The organism is Brevundimonas sp. LF-1, from assembly GCF_037055305.1.
Lineage (GTDB): Bacteria > Pseudomonadota > Alphaproteobacteria > Caulobacterales > Caulobacteraceae > Brevundimonas > Brevundimonas sanguinis.
The window spans coordinates 2,696,680-2,721,449 of sequence record NZ_CP146349.1; the positions used below are offsets into that span (position 1 = coordinate 2,696,680).

Annotated in this window: 22 protein-coding genes and 3 pseudogenes; 10 read left to right on the plus strand and 15 right to left on the minus strand. The window is 68.2% G+C overall.

All coding sequences use genetic code 11. The features are described 5' to 3' along the window. Positions 1–2: 2 nt before the first annotated feature. Entirely contained in the window at positions 3–1,442 is a 1,440-nt protein-coding gene (locus tag V8F63_RS14900) for an FAD-dependent oxidoreductase (protein ID WP_392353891.1), read from the plus strand. A gap of 652 nt (positions 1,443–2,094) precedes the next feature. Here V8F63_RS14900 and V8F63_RS14905 read toward each other — a convergent pair. After that, positions 2,095–2,730, minus strand: a complete 636-nt coding sequence (locus tag V8F63_RS14905) for a hypothetical protein (RefSeq protein ID WP_025977532.1) — start codon at positions 2,728–2,730, stop codon at positions 2,095–2,097. Positions 2,731–2,747: 17 nt separating this feature from the next. Further along, positions 2,748–3,101 (minus strand): hypothetical protein, encoded by a 354-nt coding sequence (locus V8F63_RS14910; protein WP_134581225.1) that lies wholly within the window; start codon positions 3,099–3,101, stop codon positions 2,748–2,750. Between the two features lie 476 nt (positions 3,102–3,577). On the opposite strand from V8F63_RS14910, the gene copC reads away from it, so the two are divergent. Continuing rightward, positions 3,578–3,895, plus strand: a complete 318-nt coding sequence (copC, locus tag V8F63_RS14915; protein ID WP_392353892.1) for a copper homeostasis periplasmic binding protein CopC — start codon at positions 3,578–3,580, stop codon at positions 3,893–3,895. A gap of 1 nt (position 3,896) precedes the next feature. Further along, complete coding sequence (gene copD / locus V8F63_RS14920) at positions 3,897–4,802, plus strand: copper homeostasis membrane protein CopD (RefSeq protein WP_392353893.1); 906 nt, start codon at positions 3,897–3,899, stop codon at positions 4,800–4,802. A gap of 9 nt (positions 4,803–4,811) precedes the next feature. Here copD and V8F63_RS14925 read toward each other — a convergent pair whose 3' ends face one another. After that, positions 4,812–5,546 carry a PepSY domain-containing protein gene (locus V8F63_RS14925; protein WP_392353894.1) on the minus strand — a complete coding sequence of 245 codons (735 nt, stop codon included), beginning with the start codon at positions 5,544–5,546 and terminating at the stop codon, positions 4,812–4,814. Between the two features lie 140 nt (positions 5,547–5,686). Between V8F63_RS14925 and V8F63_RS14930 the strand changes: the two genes are divergently transcribed. The 4 genes and pseudogenes from V8F63_RS14930 (at position 5,687) to V8F63_RS14945 (ending at position 8,943) form a co-directional block, all read left to right on the plus strand. Then, the gene (locus V8F63_RS14930) at positions 5,687–5,968 is read left to right on the plus strand and encodes a hypothetical protein (RefSeq protein WP_392353895.1); all 282 of its coding nucleotides are present in this window, start codon (positions 5,687–5,689) and stop codon (positions 5,966–5,968) included. After that, positions 5,965–6,405: a Spy/CpxP family protein refolding chaperone gene (locus tag V8F63_RS14935; protein ID WP_025977538.1), complete on the plus strand. Its 441-nt coding sequence runs from the start codon at positions 5,965–5,967 to the stop codon at positions 6,403–6,405. Before V8F63_RS14930 ends, V8F63_RS14935 begins: the two co-directional genes overlap by 4 nt. A 7-nt stretch (positions 6,406–6,412) precedes the next feature. Continuing rightward, on the plus strand, positions 6,413–6,967 hold the full coding sequence (locus V8F63_RS14940) for an RNA polymerase sigma factor (RefSeq protein ID WP_392353896.1): 555 nt from the start codon (positions 6,413–6,415) through the stop codon (positions 6,965–6,967). Between the two features lie 162 nt (positions 6,968–7,129). After that, a pseudogene (locus tag V8F63_RS14945) lies at positions 7,130–8,943 on the plus strand (copper resistance system multicopper oxidase). Here the strand turns inward: V8F63_RS14945 and V8F63_RS14950 are convergent. Then, a complete protein-coding gene (locus V8F63_RS14950; RefSeq protein WP_392353897.1) occupies positions 8,868–9,749 on the minus strand; it encodes a hypothetical protein in 882 nt (293 codons plus the stop codon). The pseudogene V8F63_RS14945 and the gene V8F63_RS14950 overlap by 76 nt on opposite strands. Positions 9,750–9,752: 3 nt before the next feature. Here V8F63_RS14950 and V8F63_RS14955 point away from each other — a divergent pair, with 3 nt between their 5' ends. From V8F63_RS14955 to V8F63_RS14965, 3 genes are all read left to right on the plus strand, one after another. After that, a complete protein-coding gene (locus tag V8F63_RS14955; RefSeq protein ID WP_392353898.1) occupies positions 9,753–10,610 on the plus strand; it encodes a copper resistance protein B in 858 nt (285 codons plus the stop codon). A 19-nt stretch (positions 10,611–10,629) separates the two neighbouring features. Next, positions 10,630–10,986, plus strand: coding sequence for a copper resistance protein CopC (locus V8F63_RS14960; RefSeq protein WP_392353899.1), 357 nt, complete (start codon positions 10,630–10,632; stop codon positions 10,984–10,986). A 144-nt stretch (positions 10,987–11,130) separates the two neighbouring features. Then, positions 11,131–11,493, plus strand: a complete 363-nt coding sequence (locus V8F63_RS14965; protein WP_392353900.1) for an amidase family protein — start codon at positions 11,131–11,133, stop codon at positions 11,491–11,493. Positions 11,494–11,649: 156 nt separating this feature from the next. On the opposite strand, the gene V8F63_RS14970 is transcribed toward V8F63_RS14965, so the two are convergent. The 11 genes and pseudogenes from V8F63_RS14970 to kdpB form a co-directional block, all read right to left on the minus strand. After that, positions 11,650–13,077 carry an alkaline phosphatase D family protein gene (locus V8F63_RS14970; protein WP_392355110.1) on the minus strand — a complete coding sequence of 476 codons (1,428 nt, stop codon included), beginning with the start codon at positions 13,075–13,077 and terminating at the stop codon, positions 11,650–11,652. Next, complete coding sequence (locus V8F63_RS14975) at positions 12,987–13,283, minus strand: hypothetical protein (RefSeq protein ID WP_392353901.1); 297 nt, start codon at positions 13,281–13,283, stop codon at positions 12,987–12,989. The genes V8F63_RS14970 and V8F63_RS14975 overlap by 91 nt, the downstream gene beginning before the upstream one ends. Positions 13,284–13,393: 110 nt before the next feature. Beyond that, entirely contained in the window at positions 13,394–14,857 is a 1,464-nt protein-coding gene (locus V8F63_RS14980; RefSeq protein WP_392353902.1) for a TonB-dependent receptor, read from the minus strand. Continuing rightward, complete coding sequence (locus tag V8F63_RS14985; RefSeq protein ID WP_392353903.1) at positions 14,854–15,906, minus strand: TonB-dependent receptor plug domain-containing protein; 1,053 nt, start codon at positions 15,904–15,906, stop codon at positions 14,854–14,856. Before V8F63_RS14985 ends, V8F63_RS14980 begins: the two co-directional genes overlap by 4 nt. A gap of 2 nt (positions 15,907–15,908) precedes the next feature. Continuing rightward, on the minus strand, positions 15,909–16,445 hold the full coding sequence (locus V8F63_RS14990) for a carboxypeptidase regulatory-like domain-containing protein (RefSeq protein ID WP_392353904.1): 537 nt from the start codon (positions 16,443–16,445) through the stop codon (positions 15,909–15,911). Positions 16,446–16,533: 88 nt separating this feature from the next. Then, entirely contained in the window at positions 16,534–17,733 is a 1,200-nt protein-coding gene (locus V8F63_RS14995; protein WP_392353905.1) for a hypothetical protein, read from the minus strand. A gap of 233 nt (positions 17,734–17,966) precedes the next feature. Next, positions 17,967–18,656, minus strand: a complete 690-nt coding sequence (locus V8F63_RS15000) for a response regulator transcription factor (protein WP_392353906.1) — start codon at positions 18,654–18,656, stop codon at positions 17,967–17,969. A gap of 10 nt (positions 18,657–18,666) precedes the next feature. Then, a pseudogene (locus V8F63_RS15005) lies at positions 18,667–21,332 on the minus strand (sensor histidine kinase KdpD). Continuing rightward, a complete protein-coding gene (gene kdpC, locus V8F63_RS15010; RefSeq protein WP_313633030.1) occupies positions 21,332–21,916 on the minus strand; it encodes a potassium-transporting ATPase subunit KdpC in 585 nt (194 codons plus the stop codon). Before kdpC ends, V8F63_RS15005 begins: the two are co-directional and overlap by 1 nt. Next, positions 21,916–22,674, minus strand: coding sequence for a TorF family putative porin (locus V8F63_RS15015; RefSeq protein ID WP_392353907.1), 759 nt, complete (start codon positions 22,672–22,674; stop codon positions 21,916–21,918). The genes kdpC and V8F63_RS15015 overlap by 1 nt, the downstream gene beginning before the upstream one ends. A gap of 30 nt (positions 22,675–22,704) precedes the next feature. After that, positions 22,705–24,768, minus strand: a pseudogene (gene kdpB / locus V8F63_RS15020) (potassium-transporting ATPase subunit KdpB). Positions 24,769–24,770: the final 2 nt, after the last annotated feature.

Consider the following 24,770-nt stretch of genomic DNA (forward strand, 5'->3'; position numbering starts at 1 on the left):
ACATGGCCTCAGGCGCCGCTCCCTGGGACCTCGTTATCGTCGGCGGCGGGGCCGCCGGTATGGCCGCCGCCATCTTCGCGGCGGAGCGCACGTCTCGCGTCCTGTTGATCGACCACGCCGATGTGCTGGGCGGAACCCTCTGGGTCGCCAACGGCCAGTTGAGCGCGGCGGGCACGCGCCTACAGCGCGACAAGGGGATCGAAGACGACGCCCAGGCGCATTTCGACGACATCATGCGCCTAAGCCGGGGCACGGCGAACGAGGCCCTGGTACGGCTGGCGGTGTGGAACGCCGCCGAGACGTTCGACTGGCTGATGGAACAGGGGTTCGACGTCGACCCCGCCTGTCCGGTCGACGGCGTCGGCCACGAGCCCTATTCGCGCGCCCGCTACTACTGGGGCCGAAACGGCGGCGCCTCGCTGCGCGACGTCCTGATCCCGCGTATCGAGCAAGCCGTGGCAGACGGCCGCATCACTCTGCGGCTCGGCCATGAAGCACTGAGCCTGACGACCAACCCCGGCGGCGCCGTGACCGGAGTTAAGACCCGCGACGCCCACGGCGCCGAACATCATTTCGAGGCCGCCCACACCGTGCTGGCGACGGGCGGCTATTCCGCCTCGCCCGACGTCTATCAGGCCATGAACGGCGTCCCGCTCTACACCAATCTGCCCTATGCTTATTCGCAGGGGGTCGGGCACAGGCTGGGCTGCAGCGTCGGCGGATGGCTGCGAGGTCGCGAGAACTTCTTCATCAACTTCGGCTTCCTGCTGGACGGCGAAGGACCGCGCCCTGGCATGGTCGGCCGGTTGAACACCTATCCCCAGCGTCGTCCGCCGTGGGAGATCTACGTGAATGCCCACGGCGACCGCTTCGTGCGCGAGGACATGGAGTCAGTCGATGCCCGCGAAAACGCGCTGCTGGAGCAGCCCGAGCAACGTTACTGGGTCGTGTTCGACGAGCGGATCCTGACGGAGGCGCCGCCGTTCATCGCCGGCTTCGACGCCGGCGAAATACGCGCTCTGTTCGCGGACGATCGCCCCTTCTTCTACAAGGCGAATGATCTGGAGACGCTGGCTCAGAAAGCGGGCGTCGACGCGCATGGCCTGATGCGCGCCGTGCGCGGCTATAATTACGGCGTCCATTCCGGCAACGATTTCCTGGGCCGCCGCCATCTTCCTCTCCCAATCGCGCAAGGCCCTTTCTACGCCATCCGGGTGCAGGGCGCGGCGGTCAGCAGCGCGGTCGGCCTGGCGGTCAACGACCAGCTTCAGGTGATCCGCCCCGACGGATCGGCCATACCGGGGCTGTGGGCCGCCGGCGAACTGCTGGGCGCCGGCCAGACCATGGGACGCGCCGTCTGCGGAGGCATGATGGCGACGCCCGCCCTGACCTTCGGACGCCTGCTGGGCCAGAGTTTCGTCCCCCTGAACTCCAAGGCCTGACTTCAAGCGGGGCTCCGGCTAGTGATCGTCGCGGTTACGTGGACCGCCTGCGGGGCGGATCACTAGCCCAAGCACTCTGGTCTCCGTTGGAAGTCACGCGGCTTTTGATGCACCTCCCATAATGCGGTCAGTTCGGCGACTACGGGGAGCGCCCAAGCCGTTCGACCGTCGAGCGATAGACACCAGTCGCCTGTTGCCGGGCGGGAACCATTTCGGGCGCCGTCCTCTCATGAGAGGCAAAGCCATGACGGGAGAGTCCGATGGGACAACCGAAGCAGTCGAAAGGTCGAGAGCAGAACGCCGCCATTCCGGGCGGCAAGCCAGATGCGGCCACGTCCGATGAAGCCGTGCGTCGGGTGGGACGAGAATCCAGCCGTCGCGCCGGGCCTGACGGACCTGACGCCCGCGAGGTTGGCGACACGTTCAAGAAGACGTCGGCCGCCCCCGCGGCCAGCGCGAAACCACAAAGCCGCCCTTAAGCTGCGGAAGGGCCATCGCGCCTAGGTGCAGCTTCGAGATACCCCCTCGCGATCGTGCCACGCGGCGGCAGGGCGCCAGAACGAAGCCTTATCTGCGCGTCATCGCCCCGTCCTGCGATCCGCCTTAGGCGTGAAGGCGGCGCGATTGCGTCGCGCCGCCTCCCCTCTTCGCCTTATCGATATCGCGCGCGCTCGGCGGCGATTTCTTCGGTGGTATAGGGCGCGGCGGCAGGGTCGAAGTTCGTCCAGCCGGCCTCGCGGTAGGCGGCGCCTCGAGCGCCGGCGTCCCAGCCCCGGCTTTCGTCCAAGATCGCCTGCGCCCTGGACCGCTCAGCTTCATCGACGCGAACGCTGACCAAGGTCCCGCCCCGACGCACGCCCTCGGCGTAGACGTGGGCGTCATTGTCATCATGGCCCGCCTCCTTGAGCGCGCCGAGGATGCCGCCGACCGCGCCGCCTGCAGCGGCGCCCGCGACGCCCGCAGCCGCCGCCGACGCGAGCCAGCCGGCAGCCACCACGGGGCCCAAGCCCGGCACCGCCAGCATGCCCAGACCTGCCAGAACGCCGGCGCCCACGCCGAGCGCGCCGCCCGTCGCCGCGCCCTTGCCAGCGCCTTCGGCGACGTCGTTCTCGCCATCGCCGTTCATATCGCCCGGCGAGCGCCCGTGATGGCGGTGGCCCTCATGCCAGTTATCGGAGTTGTTGGAGATGATGCTGATGTCGCCCTCTGCAAAGCCAGCGGCTTCAAGGGCGGACACGGCATCCATCGCTTCGGTGTGAGTATCGTAAAGGCGCGTGATCGTGGACATGGAAATCTCCTTAAGCATCAGGAAGCGGGCGAGGCGCTGACAACGCCCTTGTAGTCGACGGAAACCTTGGACTGGACGCCGTCCTTGACGGCGGTCGCCGTCCAGACGCCGTCTTGGCCTTGGCTCAGGGCGCCGATCTGGGCGTAGCCCTGTTTTTCAATGGCGCTTCGCGCCTGGCCCTCGGTGAAGGAGTTCGCGCCCGGCGTGAGCGTCCCGTCTGCAGCGTTCTGCGTCGTGTCGACAGCGGGATTCCTGGGCGTTTCGGACTCGGACACCACAGGCCCTTCAACAGGCGCCTCGGCGTCGCGACCATCGCCGCACGCTCCGAGCAGAAGGGCGGCTCCCGCCAGGCCGATGAGAGCTCTTGTCATGGACTTTCTCCTTTGATGAGGTGTTGAAGGAAGCCGCCCGGATTCAAACCGTTCCGCCGCGTCGAAGACTTTCTCGCGAAGCTTGCGTCCAACATCCTGCGCAAAAAGAAGCTCAGGCTGAGGCCGAGCCGCCGCCGCGCCTCCGCTCGGGAGCGGGACGTTCACCACGAACGTCGATAGGCTTTTCGCGGGCCTGGGCGATCAGGCGAGCCCCTCCGAAAAACTTGGAAGGACCGCGTCAAAGTCCACTTTTATGTCAGCGACCTCGGCTCTTTCGGAAGCAATACCGGCGCCTCCTGGACGGCCTGAATGAGTCCCGCTCGACTACTGTGTCTTCACTTTCGGCCAGCCAACACCGATCCGATGAGGGAAGCGCCCGCCCGACGCGTAGATGATCACGCGGCCAATATCGGCCAATACCGTGGAGACCGCGCGTGGGTTACTCAAATATCGTCCCCTTCGTCGCCGTCGCGGCCGTGACGATCGCGGCCGGCCCGGCGGCGGCGCACGCCCGTCTCGTCAGCGCGACGCCGGCGCCCGGTTCCGCCGCGTCGGCGCCCCGGTCCATCAGCCTGACCTTCAGCGAGCGGACCATGGCGGCCTTTTCCGGCTTCGACGTGATAAACGCCGCGGGTGCGAAAGTCGCGATCAGGGTCGCTGTGTCACAGGACGGCAAGACCCTGACCGGAACGCTGGCTCGGCCGCTGCCTGCCGGCGCCTATGTCGTCAGTTGGCGCATCGCTTCCAGCGACGGCCACCGCATGACCGGCCGCCACGACTTCACCGTCCGCTGAAATGGCCGACGTCTGGATCGTCGTCCTGCGCGGCCTGCAATATGCCGCCGGGGCGTTGCTGCTGGGGCTGCCCGCCTTCATGCTCTACAGTCAGCAGGCGGTCGGGCCGCTGGGTCTGCGCTGGCCGCGTCAGGTCCTGATCTGGGCTGCGGCGACGGCGGCGGTGGCTGCGCCCGCCGCCCTGGTGGGCCAGACCGCAATGATGGCCGGGTCGTTGAGCGAAGCCGTCAAGCCCGCCTCCCTGGCGTTCATGGTCACAGGCATGGGGTTGGGCCAGGCGCTGATGGTGCGGACGCTGGCGGCCGTCCTGGCGTTGGGAGCGGCCCTGCTGCTGCGGCCGGGTCGTCCGATGTGGAGCGTGCTGACGCTGCTGGGCGTCATCGTCTCGGCCAGCTTCGCCTGGACCGGCCACGGCGCCGCGACCGAAGGCGCAGGCCATGCGGTGCATCTAATCTCCGACGTCCTCCATGCCCTGGCCGCCCCCATCTGGATCGGCGCCCTGGCCGCCTTCGCGGTCCTGGTCGTGCGGCGACCTGCGGAGGATCCCGTCTGGGAGGCGAGCGTGGCGCGCAGCCTGACCGGGTTCGCCGGGGTCGGCGCGGCGGCGGTCGGCACGTTGATCGTGACCGGCCTGATCAACAGCGCCTTCCTGGTCGGGCCGTCGAAGGCGCTTGAACTGGGGACCAGCCCGTATGGCGTCCTTCTGATGATCAAACTGGTCCTGTTCGGCCTGATGCTCGGCCTGGCGGCGATCCACCGTTTTCGCCTCGCGCCTCTGATGGCCAGGGACGCCGGTCAGGCGCTTCCCCATCTGAAGAAAAGCCTGACGATCGAGTTCGCTGCGGCCTTGGGGATTCTGGCCGTGCTCGCGGTCATGGGAACGCTGCCGCCACCCGCAGCCCTGTAGCAACGAGTCCTAGAGGGCGGCCTTGCGGCGGGCCGCCCGCACCGCCCGCGCCGTCTTCAGGTCGCGCGCCAGGCGGATCCAAAGCAGGATGAAGCCGGTGATCACGATGCTCAGCGTCAGGGCCGTCAGGCCGATCAGCAAGGGATGGTTGAAGTTGTCGCCGTCCTTGAAGTCCAGGATATGGAGCCGCCAGAAGAAGTCGTAGAAGCGCCAGACCGCCGAGCACCGCGTCACGACATCGCCCGTCTGCGGCGACAGATAGAAGGCAGTCCGTTCGGCGTCGTTGAATTCCACGCGCCAGATCGGCCCCTCGCGGCCCGTCTCCTTCGGCGCCTGATCCAGCAGAACCGCCTGCCTGGGCGCCGCCCCGCCCCGATAGGCGGCCGCTGCCAGGGCCGAGGCCTCGTCCTCCCTCATGGCGGCGAAGGGTCGGCCGGTCGCGGCGGCCACGGTGACAGGCGCGCCCTCAAGCGGAGTCAGGACCCAGGCAGGTCCGCGCGGCGTGGTTTTCAACTCGGCGCGCGCGGGCGCCACGCCCGACAGGCGCGCGGCCTCGGCCAGCGGCAAGGCCTGATCCAGGGCCAGGGCGACCGGCGCCGCCGCCTTCAGCCGATGCTCGCTGCGCACCGCTTCGATCGGGATTGCGGTCATGACCAGGCCGCCCCCGACCCAGAACAACACCTGCAAGCCCACCACCAGGCCGACCCATTTGTGAATCTGGGTCGAATAACGCAGGACCTTCATAGCTTCCCCTCAAGCTCAAGGCGCCGCGGCCGCCACGGCCGAATGAACCCTATACGCCTATCGACGCGCGCCCCCTCATGCGCTTTCAAGGGAAGGAACGACGGGCTGCGTATTCACCGTCGGGGCCGCGAGGATTTGCAATGACCGACGACATCGAGCGCATGCTGGCGACGCCGCTTTCAAGCGACGAAACCGCTGATCTGACCGGGCTGGAAGGGCGCGTCTGGCGCCGCATCGAGGAGCGGCAGGCGCAACGCCGCCAGGGTCAGGTGCGCCTGGCCGTCCTGGCCTTCGCGCTGCTGGTCGGCGTGACCAACGGCGGCGTACTGGGCCAGGCCTTCAAGCCCCGGCCGTCCGACATCCAGATCTTCAGCGTCTCGGCCGGTCTGGCGCCGATGACGAGCGTCGAGTTTGGCGGATGAGCTCGAACTGGAAGTCAATCGCCCTGACCGTGGTCATGGCCGCCCTGGCCAGCGCCGGCGGAGCCTGGCTTGGCGCCGGCTGGATGATGCAGCGGCATGAGACGCCCGGCTTGCATGAGATCGTGCATCAGAAGCTGGACCTCACTGCCGAACAGGATGTCCGCCTGGACGAGATCGAAGCCCGCTTCGCCGTTCGGCGCGAGGCTCTGGAGGCAGACGTCCGCGCCGCCAACCGCGAACTGGCCCAGGCCATCGCCGCCAGCCAAGGCGACAGCCCCGAGGTGCGCGCCGCGGTCGATCACTTCCACGACGCCATGGGCGCGCTGCAGAAAGCGACCATCGCCCATGTGTTCGAGATGCGCGCGGTGCTGACGCCGGAACAGGCTCGCGTCTTCGACAGGGAAATCGCCGGCGCCCTGACGCAAGAGCCCAGGTAAGCCCGGGGTGGCGGCCGACGACGACACAGACGAAATCCGTGCCGCGCAGGGTGATCGACGCGCCTTCTCCGCCCTGATGGCGGCGACCAGCGGCGAGCTGTACCGCTTCGTTCGCCGGTACGTCGGCGATGCGGACGAGGCTCAGGACCTGCTGCAGGAGACCTACGCCTCCGCGTGGATGGCCATCCGGCGCTACGATCCGGCGCGGCCCTTTGCGACGTGGCTGCGCAGCATCGCCGTCAACAAGTGCCGCGACTGGGGCAGAAAGCGGACGGTGCGCCGCATCGTGCGCGGCGTCATGGGACTGGACGGTCCCGAAGCCATGGCCGTGGGCGCGGAGGCGCCCGAGCCCGAGGCCCGGCTGGACGCCGGCCGCCGCATGGCCGACCTTGATCGCGCCTTGGCCGACCTGCCCGACGCGCTGAAGGCGCCGCTTCTGCTGGCAGCCCTGGAAGGCCGCTCTCACGCAGAGATCGCCGAAGTGCTCGGCGTCACCCCCAAGGCGGTGGAAACCCGCATCGCCCGCGCGCGACAGAAACTGAACCTGGCCCTGAGGGGTTGAGACCGACGCACCTCGGACACCCTAGACCTGGACCTTGGCCGAGCCTGCGGCGCCCTGCCGCAACGGCGGGGCGAGGGGCCACCGCATTCTTCGCGTATCCCGATCAAACCTCTTCCCTGCCCGCCATCCCTTGGCGAACGGCTTCCTTGAGACCTGGACGACATGGCGACAACATCCCTGGACCGTCGAACCCTATTGAGAGGCGCCGCCCTGGGCGGCGGCGTCCTGGGCCTGCAGGGCCTACTGCCCGCCTGGGCGCAAACTGGATCGCCGGGCCTTCGCGCCGACCTGCCGACCCTGACCGGGCCGAACATCGACTTGAGAGTCGGGCGCTCCGACTTCACCGTCGGCGGGCGCACCGGCCATGCGGTGACGGTCAACGGCCTTTTGCCAGCCCCCTGCTGCGGATGCGCGAGGGCCAGAACGTGCGCCTGTCGGTGACGAACACCCTGGACGAGGACACCTCGATCCATTGGCACGGCCTGCTGCTGCCGTTCCAGATGGACGGCGTGCCGGGCATCAGCTTCCCTGGCATCAAGCCGCGCGAGACCTTCGTCTATGAGTTCCCGATTAAGCAGTCGGGCACCTATTGGTACCACAGCCATTCAGGCCTTCAGGAAGCCATGGGCCACTATGGCCCGATCGTCATCGATCCGGCGGGCGCCGACCCGGTCGCCTATGACCGCGAGCATGTCCTGGTCCTGTCGGACTGGAGCTTCCTGCATCCGCACGAAATCCTCGACAAGCTGAAGAAGAGCCCCGGCTACTTCAACCAGCAGAAGACGACGCTGGCGGGCCTGATCGACGGATCTGATCGCATGAGCCTGGCCGAGCGGCGGATGTGGGGCCAGATGCGGATGGACCCGCGCGACATCCTGGATGTCAACGGGTCGACCTACACCTATCTGGTCAACGGCCACGGGCCGGACGAGAACTGGACCGGCCTGTTCCGGCCCGGCGAGCGCGTGCGCCTGCGCGTGATCAACGCCTCGGCCATGTCGATCTTCAACGTCCGCATTCCGGGGCTGGCCATGACCGTGGTCAACGCCGACGGCGAGAACGTGCGCCCGGTCGAGGTGGACGAGTTCCAGATCTCGGTCGCCGAGACCTATGACGTCATCGTCTGTCCCACTGAGGATCGCGCCTACACCATCGTTTCCGAGGCCATCGACCGTTCGGGCATGGGCCGCGCCACCCTGGCGCCGCGCCTGGGCATGACGGCCAAGGTCCCGCCGCTGCGCCAGGTCCCGAACCTGACCATGAAGGACATGGGCATGGGCGGCATGGATCACGGCGGAATGGACCACAGCGCCATGGGCCACGGCGCTGCCGGCGCCGACCACGCGGCCATGGGCCACGGTGCGGCCGCGGGCGCGGCCGCAACCGCCGCGCCGATGGACCACGGCGGCATGAGCCACAACATGCGCGATCCGAACAACGCCCCGGCCGACATGGCGGTCGGCGTCGGCGTCGACATGATTTCGCCCGCTCCTTCCAACCGCCTGGCCGACAGGCCTCAGGGTCTGGATAACGTCGACCACCGCGTGCTGGTCTACGCCGATCTGGTCTCGCTGACGCCGAACAAGGACCGTCGTGCGCCCTCGCGCTCCATGGAGATCCACCTGACCGGCAATATGGAGCGGTTCATGTGGGGCTTCGACGGACGCAAATTCTCTGAGGTTGTCGAGCCGATCCGCTTCGAGCTGAACGAACGGGTGCGCGTGACCCTGGTCAACGACACCATGATGGCCCACCCCATCCACCTGCACGGCCATTTCTTCGAACTGGTCAACGGCCACGACGGACATCAGCCGCTGAAGCACACGGTCAACGTCGCCCCGGGCGGCAAGGTCACCTTCGACCTGACCGCCGACGCGCCCGGCGACTGGGCCTTCCACTGTCACCTTCTGATGCACATGCACGCGGGCATGTTCAACGTCGTCACTGTTCGCCCGCTGGATGGAGCCGTCTCGTGAACTCCCTTTCTCTTTCGCTCGCGCTCGTCCCGCTGATGGTGGCCGCGGGCGGGCCCGCCCTGGCCCAGAGCCATGCCGGACATGCCGGCCATGCTCCCGCTGCTCAAGCGGCGGCTCCGTCGGCCAAGCCCGCGCATGACTGCCCGATGATGCGTGACGGCAAGCCCTGCCCCACGCACGGCGCAGCCGCCACCGGCGCTCAGGCCGATCCGCACGCCGGTCATGACATGAGCAGCCATGCCGGACACGGCGCTGCTGCGGCCGATCCCCACGCGGGCCACGCCACGGCTCCAGCCCCAGCGGCCCAGGCCGAGCCGCACGCCGGTCATGACATGAGCAGCCATGCCGGACACAGCGCTGCTGCGGCCGATCCCCACGCGGGCCACGCCATGGCTTCCGCCCCAGCGGCTCAAGCCGACCCGCACGCCGGTCATGACGTGAGCAGCCATGCCGGACACAGCGCTGCTGCGGCCGATCCCCACGCGGGCCACGCCACGGCTCCAGCCCCAGCGGCCCAGGCCGAGCCGCACGCCGGTCATGACATGAGCAGCCATGCCGGACACAGCGCTGCTGCGGCCGATCCCCACGCGGGCCACGCCATGGCTTCCGCCCCAGCGGCTCAAGCCGACCCGCACGCCGGTCATGACGTGAGCAGCCATGCCGGACACAGCGCTGCTGCGGCCGATCCCCACGCGGGCCACGCCATGGCTCCGGCCCCAGCGGCCCAGGCCGAACCGCACGCCGGTCACGACATGAGCAGCCATGCCGGACACAGCGCTGCTGCGGCCGATCCCCACGCCGGCCACGCCATGGCTTCCGCCCCAGCGGCTCCGGCCGACCCGCACGCCGGTCATGACATGGGCGCGACACGCGGTGGTCCGAACATCCCGACCAGCGTGGACGCCGTCGGCGGCCGTCTGGTCGAGACTCCTCCCCGCCGCCGCGCGCGCGGCCCCGCCCACGCCGCTGACCTGCTGTTCGACCCGGTCGTCATGGCTGCGGCGCGCAAGCAGTTGCTGGCCGAGAACGGCGACATCCGCTCGACCGCCGTATTCATCGATTCCATCGAAGCCAACTTCGGCGACAGCGCCGACGGCTACAGTTGGGAGGCCCAGGGCTGGACCGGCGGCGACATCAACCGCTTCTGGTGGAAGACCGAGGGCGAAGGCGAGTTCGGCGGCAAACTGCACGAGGCCGAGTTCCAGGCCCTCTACAGCCGCGCCGTCGCCCCCTTCTGGGATCTGCAGGCAGGCCTGCGCCAGGACATCCGTCCCGACGGCGACGACACGACCCACCTGACCGTCGGCGTCCAAGGCGTGGCCCCCTACTGGTTCGAGATGGGCGCCGCCGCATTCCTGTCGACCGAAGGCGACCTGACTGCCCGCTTCGAAGCCGAATACGACCAGCGCATCACCCAGAAGTGGATCCTGCAGCCGGCGCTCGAACTGGACATGTCGGCGAGCGACATCCCGGAACTGGGGCTGGGCTCGGGCCTGACCTCGGTCACGGCGGGGCTGCGCCTGCGCTATGAAATCCGCAAGGAATTCGCGCCCTATGCCGGCGTCGAGTGGAGCCGCTCGCTGGGCGACACGGCCGATTACGCCAAGGCCCGCGGCCAAGACGCCGAGGACATGCGTTTCGTGGTCGGCCTCAAGGCCTGGTTCTAACACTGAAGGATAGCTGACAATGATGCGCACCTTGGCTTTCTCCACTGCGCTGGCTCTCACCGCCGGCGCGGCCTTCGCGCAGGATCCCCATTCCGGCCACGCTGGAATGCACCCGCAGCCATCGGCCGCCTCGGGCATCGTCACCAGCCCGGCCGACGGCGCCATGACGCACGGCTCGCCGGAGCGCTTCAACGTGACCTTCCCCCATCCGATGATGCTCAGGACCGTCACCCTGACGATGGAGGACCATGCTCCGATCGTGGTCACGGCGCCGGAAGCGCCTGCCGCGCTAAGCGTCGGCGCGCCCCTGCCGCGTCTCGCGCCCGGAACCTATCGGGCGATATGGGTCGCCGAGCGCCGGACGGCCACCGCATGACCGGGACCGTCAGCTTCATGGTTCACTAAGAGCGACGCTAGCTCGAGCCCAAGGGACGACCTGGGGCGCGAGGCAGGCCCAGACGACCTGGAGCCCCTGACCCTCGCCCTGGCCCAGATGGGGCGACGCTCGCCTTCAGACGCCATGGGCGCCGCCCTGGGAATCCTCGGCGGGTCGATGCAGGGCTACCTCGCCCAGTTCGACAACATCGATGTGTTCATGACCCCGACGCAGAACAAGCCGCCGGTCCCGCTGTCCTATCTGGATCAGGCCCTGCCGGTCGAAACCCAGATGGAACGTCTGTTCGGCTACGCCCCGACGTGGCTCGACAACGTCGCCGGCACGCCCGCGATCACCCTGCCGATGGGCCAGAGTCGTGACGGCCTGCCTCTCGGCCTGCAGTTCTCAACCCGCCCCGGCGGCGAGGTCATCCTGCTTCAACTGGCCTTCGAGCTTGAACGCGAGTTGCAATGGCGCCTGCGCAAGCCGCCGGTCTGGGTGGGGTGACGGACGGAGCCAACGTCCAAGTGACCTCCACGGCCAACGCCGCAGTCTATGGCGTAGCTGAGCGCCAATTCACGGCCGGACCTCGGTTCCGCTTCTGATCGGATACGCCGGTCCGGGCTGGCCAAGGCGTTGATCGGCCTGAAGACCAGGAAACCCTCAGGCGACGAAACGTCGCCGTCCCTTCTGGACTGTCATCCGATGCGCGCCGGCGACGGCGGTGCTGCGCGCCTTGATCGTCTCCATGAAGATCCACTCGCCGCCGACGCGGTCCGGCGTGATGTCGATCATCATATAGCCCCGCCCGCTGGTCTGGGCCCAGGCCATCTCCGGGTTGGCGGCGACGAAGGAACGGGCGGCGACCGAGGGGGCCACGCCCAACTGTTTTTCGATGCCGTTGGAGGTCACGGCCTGACCGGCGAACTCCACCCCGGCCGGGCGACCGTCCTCGGACAGTGAATAGGCCCAGGCGTTGTGGCTGTCGCCCGCCAGCATAACCAGATCCGCGTCGGCATCCTGCGCCGCCTTGAGGAAGCGCGAGCGCGCCGCCGGATAGCCGTCCCAGCGGTCCATCCACATGGGCAGGCCGACCCGCCCCGCCCGCGCGGCGTTGGTGAAGGAGCGGACGGCGCCTTCGCTCAGGTCCGAGCGCAGCCAGCTGACCGCGTCGTGTGGCATGACGGTGCGCCCCATGATCGTGCCCATACCCACCACCTGCCAGGCTGTCTTGCGTGCGTTGATCCGCAGTTCGCGCGCCAACCAGGCCTCCTGGGTCGAGCCCAGCATAGAGGCCGAGGCGTCCTGCCAGGCGCCATCGCGGAAGGCGGTCAGGGCGGCTTCCGTCCCCTCGCGATAGGCGGCGCCGATGTCGGCCTGGCGCGTGCGGCCGATCAGGCGCGATTCCGTGCGATAGAGGGTGGCCAGATCGCCGATCGGATAGGCTTTCCACGGCTCTTCCGAGATCGGCATCCATTCCAGATAGGCCTGAGCGGCGGCGGCGCGGCGCGTGCTCCAGTCGCCTTCGGTGGCCGCCTGATGGTTCTGCGCCCCGCCTTCCCAGCTGTCGTTCGTCGATTCATGATCGTCCCAGACGCAGACCATGGGCGCCGCCGCATGCACGGCCTGCAGGTCGGGGTCGGCGCGATAGCAGGCGAAGCGGAAGCGATAGTCGGCCAGGGCGACCATCTCATGATCGTGAGCCGGCAAGACCGCGCGCTCGGCGATCCGGTCATCCACGGCGTAGGAGCCCAGGCCGTACTCATACACATAGTCGCCGACGTGCAGCCACAGATCGACGTCGTCGCGCGCCGCGGCATGAGCATAGGCGTTGAACCAGCCCATCGGCAGGTTGGAGCAGGAGAACAGACCGATGCGGAACCGCTCGGCCTGACCGACCGGCAGGGTCCGCGCCCGGCCCGTCTGCGACTGCGACCCGTCTGGGCCGATGAAGCGATACCAGTAGGTCGTGCCCGGTTGCAGACCATCCAGAGTGATCTTCACCGTCCAGTCGCGATAGGCGCCGGTCCGCACCACGCCGCGCGCTGCGATCTGGCGGAAGTCGCCGTCCAGGGCGACGTCGACATCCAGCCGGACCTCGTCTGCCCCACTCCCCGGGACGTAGCGGCTCCACAGCAGCAGGAGTCCGGCCCTGGTTCGCCGCTGGCCACGCCGTGGGTGAAGCCGGAGGCGCCGAGAAGCGCCCGCGCCAGGGCTGCGCCGCCCGGCAGGCCCAGCGCCGCCAGGCCCAGGCCGCCGCCCAGCACCAGCCGCCGTCGATCAAGCATCAGAGGCATGCCATATCCTTTGGAAATGCAATCGAGCGACCGGGCCGCCCGGTTCGACCCAGCACGACCGCGCCGTCGCGAGACGACGCGGCCGCCGGGCCTTCAGACGTTCGGGCGGATCAGAAGACGCCCTTGACGCCGATGTTCCACATCGAGCCGTAGACGGTGTACTGCTGCACCCGATCACGCTCGTTGGAGTAGATGACGTCCGGCGAGTTGAAGATGTTCCGACCGGCCAGCATCAAGTCGAAGCGGTCGTTGATCTTGTAGTTCACGCTGACGTTCCACAGCTCGCGCGGCGAGTGGTAGAGGACGCCGTTGTTGGCCGTGGTCGGCGTGTTGTTCAGACCGCTGACGCGATACTTCGACTGCCAGTTGCCGTTCAGCTGGAAGTCGAAGCGGCCGATGTTGTAGCGCACGCCCCAGTTGGCCGCCTGTTTCGGCGTGCCCTGACGCTCGCCGTCCGGATCCAGATAGGTCACCGAGCCATGCAGGCCCAGGCCGCGCCAGGCGCCCGGCAGGAAGGTCAGCTGCTGGCTGTATTCCGCGACATAGCCGCGGTTGGTGCTGGTCCCCGGCAGGTTCTGGGCGCTGCGGAAGGTGTAGCCCGCGTACTCAGCCGGATCGAAGCCGACGTCGTCCGGGTTCACCGTCATGCCGGTGACCTGCATGTCCTGCATGTCGAGCTGGTAGGCCGACAGACCGATGATGCCCGCCGGCGCCAGATAATACTGCAGGCTGGCGTAATACTTCGTCGAATGCTCCGGCTTCAGCTCGGGGTTCGGCACGGTGACGATCATGGTGTCGTCGTTGACCGACACCACCCCGCCCAGGTTGCCGTAGTCGGGGCGGAGGACCGCCTGGCTGAAGGACAGCTGGCCCACCAGCTTGTCGGTGAAGTCGTATTTGACCCCGCCGCTCCAGAACCAGTCGTCGTACTCGCCCTTGCGATCCTGATAGGTCCCGTTGTTGTACTGGTACAGCAGCCCCTCGACGGTGTTGACCGACAGGCCGGCGTCCGCGACCTCCTTGGCCGGACGGATGACGGCGATACGGGCCGCCGTCTCGGTCTTCTCATAGCGCAGCCCCAGGTCGAAGCGCGCGCGGCCGGCGTCGGCCTGGGCCTCGACGTAGGCCGAGGTGATGTCTTCCTTGACCCGCTTGTTGTTGTCGAGACGGCGCTTCAGGTTGCCGACCTCGTCCGCCACGAAGTACTCAGGGTGTTCGCGGTAGATGTCGTACATTCCGTAGTGGCTATCGGCGCGCCAACCTTGGGCGTTCATGTTGCCCGCATCGAAGCCGATCATCTCGAAGCGGTATTTCTGCGTCCACGGCACCACGGCTTCGGGGGCGGTCTGGGTCAGGTCGCCGGTCGAGCCGACATACTGGAACTGCTGATAGGAGCCCTCGTCCGTACGCCAGTCATTGCTGCGCGCGCCCAGGCCGCCCATCAGGGTGAAGTGGACGTCGCCCAGGCTGAGCCGCTTCTTCGCGTCCAGGTTCAGCGAATACATGTCGTTGACGGCGTCCGATTCCGCCGTGCGGACGTTGTTGCCGATGTCGATGTCGCGATTGAAATTCATCGGATCGCTCCACGAACGACCCCCGTCTGGCGCAGATACCAGGCGTTAGAGTCCGTGGACTCGCGCTCCATCTCGAAGCCGATCCCCGTCAGGTGGTTGTCGGTTCGCTGGAAGAAGCCCTTGCTGGTGTCGCGGAAGTTGAACTCCGCCGACGAGTAGCTGGCGCGCAGCGCCGCTTCCCACGTCTCGCCCTTATATTCCAGCTTCGGCGCGATCAGATAGGTCGGCGTTCCGGCGTAGCGGTGCGAATAACCCGTGTGCAGTCGGGTGTTCCGGCCGTCCGGATTGACCACGATATGCGTCCCCGTCGAGTCAGGCGTGGCGTAGGACTTCGTCGTCGTGCCGAACGTCAGATAGGTGTACTGGTTGAAATACTCGACGTCATAGAACGAGTAGTTGCTGCGCAGCGAGAAGATCAGGTCTTCGGTGAACTTGTAGTCCACCGCCAGGTTGGCGGCGGATCGGCTGGTCAGCTTCGGCCCCGGGCGCCACATGACCTGATAGGGGATCACCCGGCCGTCAGCCAGATAGGACCAGTCGGTCTGGATGCGATCCTGCTGCACATAGTTGGCGTTATGGCTGGCGCTGACCGCGACGCCCAGGCGGCCGTCCAGGAACACGTCGGCGTAGGAGAACTGGGCTGAGGGATAGAGGCTGGCGTGCTTCTTGTCGTCGGGCATGTAGTGGCGCGACAGGGCCGAGTCCGAGGTCGCCACCCCGCCCACCTGGAAGCGCAGCTGCCGCTCGGGCAGCTGGAAGGCGTACTTGCTGCGCAGGTTGATGCTGCCGCCCGGCGAGTCGGCGTCCATGCTGGCCAGCAGGGTGTGGTTCAGCTCGATCGTCTCGATGCCGGTGATCGACATCTGCTCGAACGAGTTCTGACGGCCCGAGTTGTTGTTCGAGGTGGCCGTGGCCATCCTGGCCCCGTCCATGGTGAAGGTGGAGTATTTGGGCGGCAGGCCGCCGATGCGCACGGCCGTGGCGTCGACCTCGGTATAGTCGATCGACAGGCCCGGCATCGACTTCATGAACTCGCCCACGTCGCCCATGGTCAGGGCGCCGAATTGTCGGCCGGGACCACGTTCTTGGCGTTCATCGCCACGCGGCGCTCCATCAGCGCCTTGGCCTGGCCTCCGCGTGCGGCAGTGACCACGATGTCCTCCACGGCAGACGCCTCATCGGAGCCAGCATAGAGCGGGGCCTTCAGCGCGATGTCGACAACCGTGATCTGGCCTGCGACGACGCTGGCTGTGGCCCGCGCGTCCTGCAGGCCGGCGTAGCGGACCACAAGCGTGACCTCGCCCGTCGGCACGCCGCTGAGACGGAAGGCGCCGCCGTCCTCGGAATAGGCGACGATGCCCGTGCCTTCGACGCGAACCTCGGCATTGCGCAGATACTCGCCGCTGACGGTGTCGAGCACCCGGCCGCGCAGGGCGCCGGCGGCGGCGGGCGCCTGGGCCGCGGGCTGGCTGGTCGTTTGCGCCACCGCCGCCTGAGGCGTCACGGACACAAAGGCGGCCGCCATCAGCGGATACAGCAAGAGGGCTCGCGGGCTGGCGCTGGCGAGGTGGCGAGAACGGGCCTTCATGGGAGTTTACTCGAACAACTAGGAGGGAAGAGAAAAAGCGAGGGGGATGCCGCTCACAGCCAGCGGCGCGCCGAGAGGGCGGCGCAGCTCAGGGCGTGGAGATTCGTCGCCGGCGCTCTTCGGCGTCGACGGGCGCGAACGGCGTCTGCGGATCGCCGGTCCAGCGCATCAGGGTCAGGTCGGCCGTCTGGCTCCCCTTCCCGCCGGAATTCATCGTCAGATAGAAGAGGCCGCGCCCCAACGACTCCAGGCCGACATCCGCCTTCCAGCGCCAGCCGCGCAAGCCAGTGACTGGATCTTCCAAGCCATCGGCCGCCAGGGGCAGGAGCATCCCCTGCTCCCACCCTGGGCCGGACGACGCGGGCACGCCGATCAGATCGCCGCGCACGGGCCGGCTCCCGGCCTCGACGGCGAACAGCAGATAGTTGGGAAACTCCGCCTTGCGGCCCTGATAGACCCCCAGGAACCAGCGCCCGAGTTCGGCGTCGTAGGCGAGGGTCTGCACCCCATAGGTCGTATTGCCGGTACGGACGAAATACTTGCCGTCAACGGCGGCGGGGCCCTCGCGATGCGGCGCGGCCTCGGACAGCGGACGGGCGTGACGCTCCCAGTCGGCGATGTCGTACTGCAGCAGGACCTGGTGGTCGTTGTCGGCCCGCGTCACATCGCCATAGACGCCGTAGGCCACCGTCAGCAGCGAGGGTCCGTCCCTGCGCCCGAAGCGCGGCCCAAAGGCCACCCCGTCGATGCCCGAGGCGCCGTAGCGATGGTCGCGCGTCTTGGCCGTATCGCCGTCGAAGCGTCCGTCTCCGTCCATGTCGGCGACGTAGTCCCGCGCGACCTCGGCCAGATGAACGGTCTTGAACAGGTCGCTGCGACCGGCTTCGACCCCGATCCGATCCAGTCCGCTGACATCGATCACCGCGATGTAGAAGGCCTGATCCGCCTTGTATTCCAGCGAGCCGTAGAGCTTTCCGTCGGCTGGATTGAAGGCCAGGTCGCCCAGGTGCCCGGTCCACCCGACCAGCGTCCCCACCAACCGACCCTCGAGGTCGTATTTGGCGAGCAGGTTGGTGAAAGAATAATAGATGAAGCCGCCTTCGAGATCGACGGCGACGCCCTGCACATGGCCGGCGTCCCACGTCCCGCCATTCTGGCTCAAAGGCAGCCGGAGCAGAGACTGTCGCTCGGCGGTCGAGGCCGTAGCCTGATGCGGCTGCCACGCGACTAGCGCCGCCGTCACAAACGCCACGCCCGCCCGCTTCAGCGGCGCAATACTGAACTTCATCCTTGCCCCCTGCGACAGCCTGGGGGTCTAGGGCGGGTTCATGATCGCTCGCTCACGCTTCAGCTACATTCGCGCCAAGTTTGGATGAAGATAGCTTTGCGATTAGGCCGCCCACGGATAAGCGCCAGGGGAAGACTGGTTGGCTCCCCATAAGCCGATAAGGGCGCCCCGCCTAAAAGCTGGCCTCTAGACCCGCTTGCCGTACACCCCAAAGTCGCGCGTTGAGGCGTTGATCAATCCACCAGGCGATAACCGACCCCTGGTTCGGTGACGATCAACCGGGGCTGTGCGGGGTCGATCTCTAGCTTCTGGCGCAATTGGCCGATGACCACGCGGAGGTACTGGGTGTCGTCCGCATGAGCCTTGCCCCAGACGGCGGTCAGCAGGTCGCGATGGCTGACCACCTTGCCGACGTTGCGCGCCAGATGGGCCAGGACATCGTATTCCTTGGGCGTGACGCGCACGGCGACGTCGGCGCGGGTGATCAGGCGGCGCTCCAGATCGATAACCACCTCGCCCACCGTCAGCGGCCCCTGCGTCTCGACGCGCGACGCGGCTTGCCGCAGGTTAGCGCGGACCCGGGCCAGCAGTTCGCCGACGCCAAAAGGCTTTTCGACATAGTCGTTGGCGCCCAGATCCAGGGCCGCGATCTTCTCCGCCTCCCTGTCGCGCGCCGACAGGATGATGATGGGGCCGGCGTAGAACTCTCGCGCCCGCGCCAGAACGTCCTTGCCGTCCATGTCGGGCAGGCCGAGGTCCAGCACCACGGCGTCGGGGCTCCACAGGGCGATGCCGCGCAAGCCCTCCTGCCCGCTGTCGGCGCGGCGCGGCTCATAGCCGGCGGCGTCCAGCGCCGGCGACAGGAAGCGATGGATCTGGGGCTCGTCGTCGATGACGAGAATCTGGGGACGAACGGCGGCCATGCGGCGGACCTTAGAGCAGGCTCGGGTGGGTGACGACGGCCTTGGGCAGGCTGATCAGGATACGGGTCCCTTTTCCGTCCATGATCGGGCTGGCGGCGGCGATGCGGCCGTTCATGGCCTCGACGAAGCCCTTGGCGATGGCCAGACCCAGGCCGGCGCCCTTGGTGCGGTCCGACGGCTCCTCCATGCGGCGGAACTTGTCGAAAACCCGTTCCAGCTCGGCGGTCGGGATGCCCTTGCCCTCGTCCTCGATGGAGATGACCACCGCCCCCCGGTCCTCATAGGCGGCCAGTTCGACGGTCGAGCCGTCGGGGCTGTAGGCGATAGCGTTTTCCAGGATGTTGACCAGGGCCTGTTCCAGCAGCCCCTGATCAACCATGACCAGGCTGAGCTGGGCCGGGAAGTCGCGGGTCATCTTGCGCGCGCCCAGACGCCGCGCGACCCGCTTGCCCGCCGCGTTCAGCACGTCGCGCACATCGACCCAGTCGGCGCGGATGTTCAGCCCCCGCCCTCCAGACGGGTCATGTCCAGCAGGTCGCCGACATAGCGGCTGAGGCGCTCGGCCTCCTCGCGGATCGACAGCAGCAGGTCGGCGCGGACCTCGGGCTTCAGCTTGTCGCCGAGATCAATCAGCGTGGTCGAGGCGCCCAGCACTGTGGACAGGGGCGTCCTCAGGTCATGGCTGACCGAGTTCATCAGCGCGCCCCGGAAACGGTCGGTGCGGCGCAGGGTCTCGGTCTCGACCGCCTGCCCGGCCAGATCGGCGCGCTCGACCGCGACCGCGCCCTGATCCAGCAGGGCCAGGGCCAGTTTCTCCTCGTCCGAGCCGGGCGACAGGGCCGCCGCCTCGATCCCGGCGACGCCCGCGCGGTCGCGCACGCCCTGCAGTGGGCGGAAGGTCCAGCGCGCCTGCGGCAGGGTGCCGGTGCCGTGACCCGCCGGTTCCCCTTCTCCCAGGCCCAGCGCGCGGCGGCCATGGCCTCGGCGTCTAGCGGGGTCTTGGTCGGCGCGCCGGCGACCAGGGTCAGTTCGTCGTTGACGGGCAGAAGGACGACGGCCCCCGCCCCCGCCGCCGCCGCCGTCTGCTCGGCCAGGATGCGCGCGGCGGTGGTCCGATCGCCGACGCCAGTCAGCCTCTGACTGGCGGCCAGCAGAGCGGAGACCGCCGAGGCCCGGCGCTGCGCCGTCTTCGCCTGCTCGCGCACCCGACCCGCCAGGAAGCCTGTCGTCAGGGCCACGGCCCAGAAGACGATCAGGGTCAGGACATCGGTCGGCGAACCGATGGCGAAACTATATTTCGGCTGAAGAAACAGGAAGTTGTAGGTCAGGAAGGCGACCGTCGCCGCCGCCAACGCCGGGCGCAGGCCATAGAGCACACCCGCCGCCAGCACCGCCGACAGGTAGATGACGCCCAGATCGACACGCTCGAACGTGCGGTCCAGCAGCAGGGCCAGGCCCGTCGCCGCCACGACGCAGGCGGCGCCGACCGCATAGCCGCGCCAGCCCCCGGTCAAACGCAGACGCGGCTCCCGCAGCGTCTTCTCCTCCAGATCGACCCCGTCGGTGATGACGTGAACCGCGACGCCGCGCGCCTGGCGCAGCAGTTCCGCCGCCAGCGACCGCCCCAGCCATTCGGACAGGCGGCTGTCGCGCCCTTGGCCAGGACGATCTGGGTGACGTTGTTCTGATGGGCGTGATCCATGACGGCGCGCACCACGTCGTCGCCGCTGAGGACCACCGTCCGCCCGCCCAGTTGTTCCGCCAGCTTCAGCGCGTCCGACAGCTTGCCCGCCGAACCCACGCCGTGCCGCGCGCCCGAGGGTCGGTCGACGTGGGTCACGGTCCAGGGCGCGTCCATCATCATGTCCGACAGCCGTCGTCCGGCGCGGACCAGGGGCGCAGCCATGGCGTCGCCGGCGATCAGGACCAGAATCCGCTCGCCCGCCGCCCACGGCCCCGGCACCCCTGCTCGCGCAGGCGAGCCACCAGCTGATCATCCACCGTCTGGGCCGCCCGGCGCAGGGCCAGCTCGCGCAGGGCCGTCAGGTTCTCGACCTTGAAGAAGTTGTCCGAGGCCAGCCGCGCCGTCTCGGGCACATAGACCTTGCCCTCGGCTAACCGCTTGCGCAGTTCCTCCGGGGTGATGTCCACCAGTTCGATGTCGTCGGCGCGCGACAGGGCGCTGTCCGGCACGCTTTCACGTTGCCTGACGCCGGTGATCCGCAGCACCACGTCCGACAGGCTTTCCAGGTGCTGGACGTTCAGCGTGGTCCAGACATCGATCCCGGCGTCCAGGATCTCCTCCACGTCCTGCCACCGCTTGGGATGACGCGATCCGGGGGCGTTGGAGTGGGCGTATTCGTCGACCAGCAACAGGCCGGGGCGGCGCGCCACGGCGCCGTCGAGATCGAATTCCAGCAGGGTCCGGTCGCGATAGGCGATGGGGCTGCGGGCCATGACCTCCAGCCCGCGCAGCAGGCTCATGGTCTCCTTGCGGCCGTGGGTCTCGACCACGCCGACGACGACATCATCGCCCTCGGCTTTGCGGCGGCGGGCGGCGCGCAGCATTTCGTAGGTCTTGCCGACCCCAGGCGACATGCCCAGAAAAACCTTCAGCCGCCCACGCTTTCGCGGGGCGGCCGGGGTCTTGCTCGTCGGAAGGATGGGCGGCGCCATCAGCCCTCCGCAGGACGCGGGAAGCGGGCGTCCAGCGCCATATTGGTCAGCAGCACATTGACGCGCGGCTGGCCCAGCACGCCGAATGTTCGGCCTTCGACATGCTGTTCGATCACCTCGCGCACCTGCGCCTCCCCTACCCCGCGCGCGCTGGCGATGCGGGCGATTTGCAGCTCAGCGTAAGCCGGAGAGATATGCGGGTCGAGGCCCGAGGCCGAGGCGGTCACGGCGTCGGCGGGGATAACAGCCGCGCCCGTTTCGGCGCGCAAGGCATCGGCGTCCGTCTTGACCCGCGCGATCAAATCCGGGTTCAGCGGGCCCAGGTTGGCGCCGGAAGACGACGAGGCGTCATAGCCGTCGCCCGCCGCCGAAGGGCGCGGATGCAGATAGACCGGCGCCGCGAAGGTCTGGCCGACCAGGGTCGAGCCCACCACCTTACCGGCCTTGTCCCGGACCAGGCTGCCGTCGGCCTGCTTCGGGAAGACCGTCTGGGCCACGCCCGTCACCGCGAACGGATAGGCGACGCCCAGAACGCCGGTGAACAGGGCGATCATCACGACCGCCGGACGGATGTGATTCAGCATCAGAAGGTCGCCTTCAGGCTGGCTGCGACGCGACCGTCATAGGCGGCGCCGAAGTCGTGTTCGTCAGTGTCGAAATAGCGGACGTCCAGCGCCAGATGGTCGGTCAGCTGATAGGCCGCGCCCAGGTTCCAGGTGGTGTAGTCAAAGTCCGACGACACCCACTGGCGCCCCACCGCCGCCGAGATGGTCCACTTGTCGGCCGGGCTGATCGCGCCGTTGATCTCGGCATAGGTCGCCTCGTCCTCGGACGCGCCGAAGAAGTCCGGCGAGTGATAGATCGCGGCCCCCAGGGTGGCCGGGCCGACCGCGCGCGAGGCGGCGGCCTTCAGCTCGACATAGTCGTAGTCGGCCCCGTCCGGCTGAGCGGCGTAGACATAGCCCACCACGCCGAAGTCCCAGTCGAAGCCGCCGAATGCGGGCCGGACGCCGGCGTAGAGGTCGATCTCGGCGTCGGTGTCGGCGTCCCCGGCGAAGGAGACGTTCCCGGCCCAGGCCCCAGCGTAGAAGACGCCTTGCGTCACATCTACCCCGGCCGAGATCGCCGGATCGCCTTCATTCTGGCTGACGCCCCGGAAGACGTAGTCAGATCCAATGGCGGCGTTGAAGGCGACCTCGGGACGGGCGCCCTTCGCAAAGTCCTGGGCCCTGGCGTCTGTGGGCGCCGTGCACAGGCCCAGGGTGATGACGGCGACCAGGCAGGCCCCGCCCACCAGGGCGTTGTTCAGGTCCGAACCGTCGAGTTTCTTACGTTTACGCATGGTGGCTTCCTTGATCGCTCAGGGTCGGCTTCAGGCCAGGCCGAGAGCGGAGATGACGATGTCGATGAGCTTGATGCCGACGAAGGGCGCGATCAGACCGCCCAGGCCGTAGATCAGCAGGTTGCGGCCCAGCAGCTTGCCCGCCCCCACGGCGCGGTATTTCACCCCGCGCAGCGCCAGCGGGATCAGGGCGATGATGACCAGGGCGTTGAAGATGACCGCCGACAGGATGGCGCTCTCCGGGCTGGACAGCTTCATCACGTTCAGCGCCGCCAGTGACGGCAGGCCGACCACGAACATGGCCGGGATGATGGCGAAATACTTGGCCACGTCGTTGGCGATGGAGAAGGTGGTCAGGGCTCCGCGCGTGATCAGCAGTTGCTTGCCGACCTCGACGATCTCGATGACCTTGGTCGGGTCGCTGTCGAGATCGACCATGTTCCCGGCCTCGCGGGCGGCCTGGGCCCCGGTCTGCATGGCCACGCCGACGTCGGCCTGAGCCAGGGCCGGAGCGTCATTGGCCCCGTCGCCGCACATGGCGACCATGCGTCCCTTGGCCTGTTCGGCCTTGATCAGGCGCATCTTGTCCTCGGGCGTCGCCTCGGCCAGGAAGTCGTCGACCCCGGCCTCGGACGCGATAGCCGCCGCCGTCACCGGGTTGTCGCCGGTGATCATGACGGTGCGCAGACCCATGCGGCGCAGGTCGGCGAAGCGCGCTTTCACGCCCGGCTTGACCACGTCCTTCAGGTGAATGACCCCGACCAGGGCGTCGTTCTCGGTCACGGCCAGAGGCGTGCCGCCCGAGCGGGCGATGCGGTCCACGGCGGCGCGGAACTCGGCGGGTGCGGCGTTTTCGGCCATGCCCAGGGATTTCAGCACGGCGTCGACCGCGCCCTTGCGCCACGACTGGCCGTCCGCTTCCAGACCCGACTGGCGGGTCACGGCGCTGAACGGGATGGTCCTGGCCGACAGGCAGGTCGCCCGTCACGCCAGCGTTGCGGCCCAGCTCGACTATGGAGCGGCCTTCCGGCGTCTCGTCGGCCAGCGAAGCCATGACCGCCGCCCGCATCGCTGCGTCGGGACGCACGCCCGGCACGGTGATGACCTCGACAGCCATGCGGTTGCCGAAGGTGATGGTGCCGGTCTTGTCGAGCAGCAGGGTGTCGACGTCGCCTGCCGCCTCCACCGCACGGCCCGAGGTCGCCAGCACGTTCACCTTCAGCAACCTGTCCATGCCGGCGATGCCGACCGCGGACAGCAGTCCCCCGATCGTCGTCGGGATCAGGGTGATGAAAAGGGCGCCGAGAACGATGGGGTCAAGCTTGATCCCGGAATAGGCGCCGAGCCCCAGCAGGCTGGCCACCGCGATCAGGAAGACCAGGGTCAGCCCGGCCAACAGCACCGACAGCGCCAGCTCGTTCGGCGTCTTGCGACGGTCCGCGCCCTCGACCATGGCGATCATGCGGTCGAGGAAGGTGGCGCCGGGGGCCGAGGTGATGCGCACCTTGATCCAGTCTGAGACCACCGTGGTGCCGCCGGTGACGGCGGAGCGGTCGCCGCCGCTTTCGCGGATGACGGGCGCGCTTTCGCCGGTGATGGCGGCCTCGTTGACCGAGGCGACGCCTTCGATGATCTCGCCGTCCGAGGGGATGACGTCGCCGGCCTCGACCAGGACGATGGAGCCGATCTCAAGCTCCCCGCCGGGGTCGGGACCACCGTGCCGGTCTTCGGATCGACAATCAGCTTGGCCTTGGTGGTGACGCGGGTGGCCCTCAAGGAGTCCGCGGCCGCCTTGCCGCGCCCTTCGGCGATGCTTTCGGCGACGTTGGCGAACAGGACCGTGGCCCACAGCCACAGCGCCAGCTGGATGGCGAAGCCCGCCGCCTGGCCGCTTACCACCGCCACGACCGCCGAAGCGGTCGCCAGCAGGGCGACGATCCAGGTGGCGAAGATCACCGGGTTGTTGAGCAGTTTCGTCGGGTTCAGCTTGGCGACGGCGTCGCCGAGCGCCCGGCCGAGCATGGCCCCGGACAGCCCGCCCGCGATGGACGGCGACGACCGGGAGCTCGACGGATCGAGCGTGACTTGGGTCATAG

What these genes read in the sequence shown, in the direction of transcription:
- V8F63_RS14900 (WP_392353891.1), top strand. Translation starts at nt 3, where the DNA reads ATGGCCTCAGGCGCCGCTCCCTGGGACCTCGTTATCGTCGGCGGCGGG.
- V8F63_RS14905 (WP_025977532.1), bottom strand. Translation starts at nt 2,730, where the DNA reads ATGTCCACGATCACGCGCCTTTACGATACTCACACCGAAGCGATGGAT.
- V8F63_RS14910 (WP_134581225.1), bottom strand. Translation starts at nt 3,101, where the DNA reads ATGACAAGAGCTCTCATCGGCCTGGCGGGAGCCGCCCTTCTGCTCGGA.
- copD (WP_392353893.1), top strand. Translation starts at nt 3,897, where the DNA reads ATGGCCGACGTCTGGATCGTCGTCCTGCGCGGCCTGCAATATGCCGCC.
- V8F63_RS14925 (WP_392353894.1), bottom strand. Translation starts at nt 5,546, where the DNA reads ATGAAGGTCCTGCGTTATTCGACCCAGATTCACAAATGGGTCGGCCTG.
- V8F63_RS14930 (WP_392353895.1), top strand. Translation starts at nt 5,687, where the DNA reads ATGACCGACGACATCGAGCGCATGCTGGCGACGCCGCTTTCAAGCGAC.
- V8F63_RS14935 (WP_025977538.1), top strand. Translation starts at nt 5,965, where the DNA reads ATGAGCTCGAACTGGAAGTCAATCGCCCTGACCGTGGTCATGGCCGCC.
- V8F63_RS14955 (WP_392353898.1), top strand. Translation starts at nt 9,753, where the DNA reads ATGGCTTCCGCCCCAGCGGCTCCGGCCGACCCGCACGCCGGTCATGAC.
- V8F63_RS14960 (WP_392353899.1), top strand. Translation starts at nt 10,630, where the DNA reads ATGATGCGCACCTTGGCTTTCTCCACTGCGCTGGCTCTCACCGCCGGC.
- V8F63_RS14965 (WP_392353900.1), top strand. Translation starts at nt 11,131, where the DNA reads ATGGGCGCCGCCCTGGGAATCCTCGGCGGGTCGATGCAGGGCTACCTC.
- V8F63_RS14975 (WP_392353901.1), bottom strand. Translation starts at nt 13,283, where the DNA reads ATGCCTCTGATGCTTGATCGACGGCGGCTGGTGCTGGGCGGCGGCCTG.
- V8F63_RS14980 (WP_392353902.1), bottom strand. Translation starts at nt 14,857, where the DNA reads ATGAATTTCAATCGCGACATCGACATCGGCAACAACGTCCGCACGGCG.
- V8F63_RS14985 (WP_392353903.1), bottom strand. Translation starts at nt 15,906, where the DNA reads ATGGGCGACGTGGGCGAGTTCATGAAGTCGATGCCGGGCCTGTCGATC.
- V8F63_RS14990 (WP_392353904.1), bottom strand. Translation starts at nt 16,445, where the DNA reads ATGAAGGCCCGTTCTCGCCACCTCGCCAGCGCCAGCCCGCGAGCCCTC.
- V8F63_RS14995 (WP_392353905.1), bottom strand. Translation starts at nt 17,733, where the DNA reads ATGAAGTTCAGTATTGCGCCGCTGAAGCGGGCGGGCGTGGCGTTTGTG.
- V8F63_RS15000 (WP_392353906.1), bottom strand. Translation starts at nt 18,656, where the DNA reads ATGGCCGCCGTTCGTCCCCAGATTCTCGTCATCGACGACGAGCCCCAG.
- kdpC (WP_313633030.1), bottom strand. Translation starts at nt 21,916, where the DNA reads ATGCTGAATCACATCCGTCCGGCGGTCGTGATGATCGCCCTGTTCACC.
- V8F63_RS15015 (WP_392353907.1), bottom strand. Translation starts at nt 22,674, where the DNA reads ATGCGTAAACGTAAGAAACTCGACGGTTCGGACCTGAACAACGCCCTG.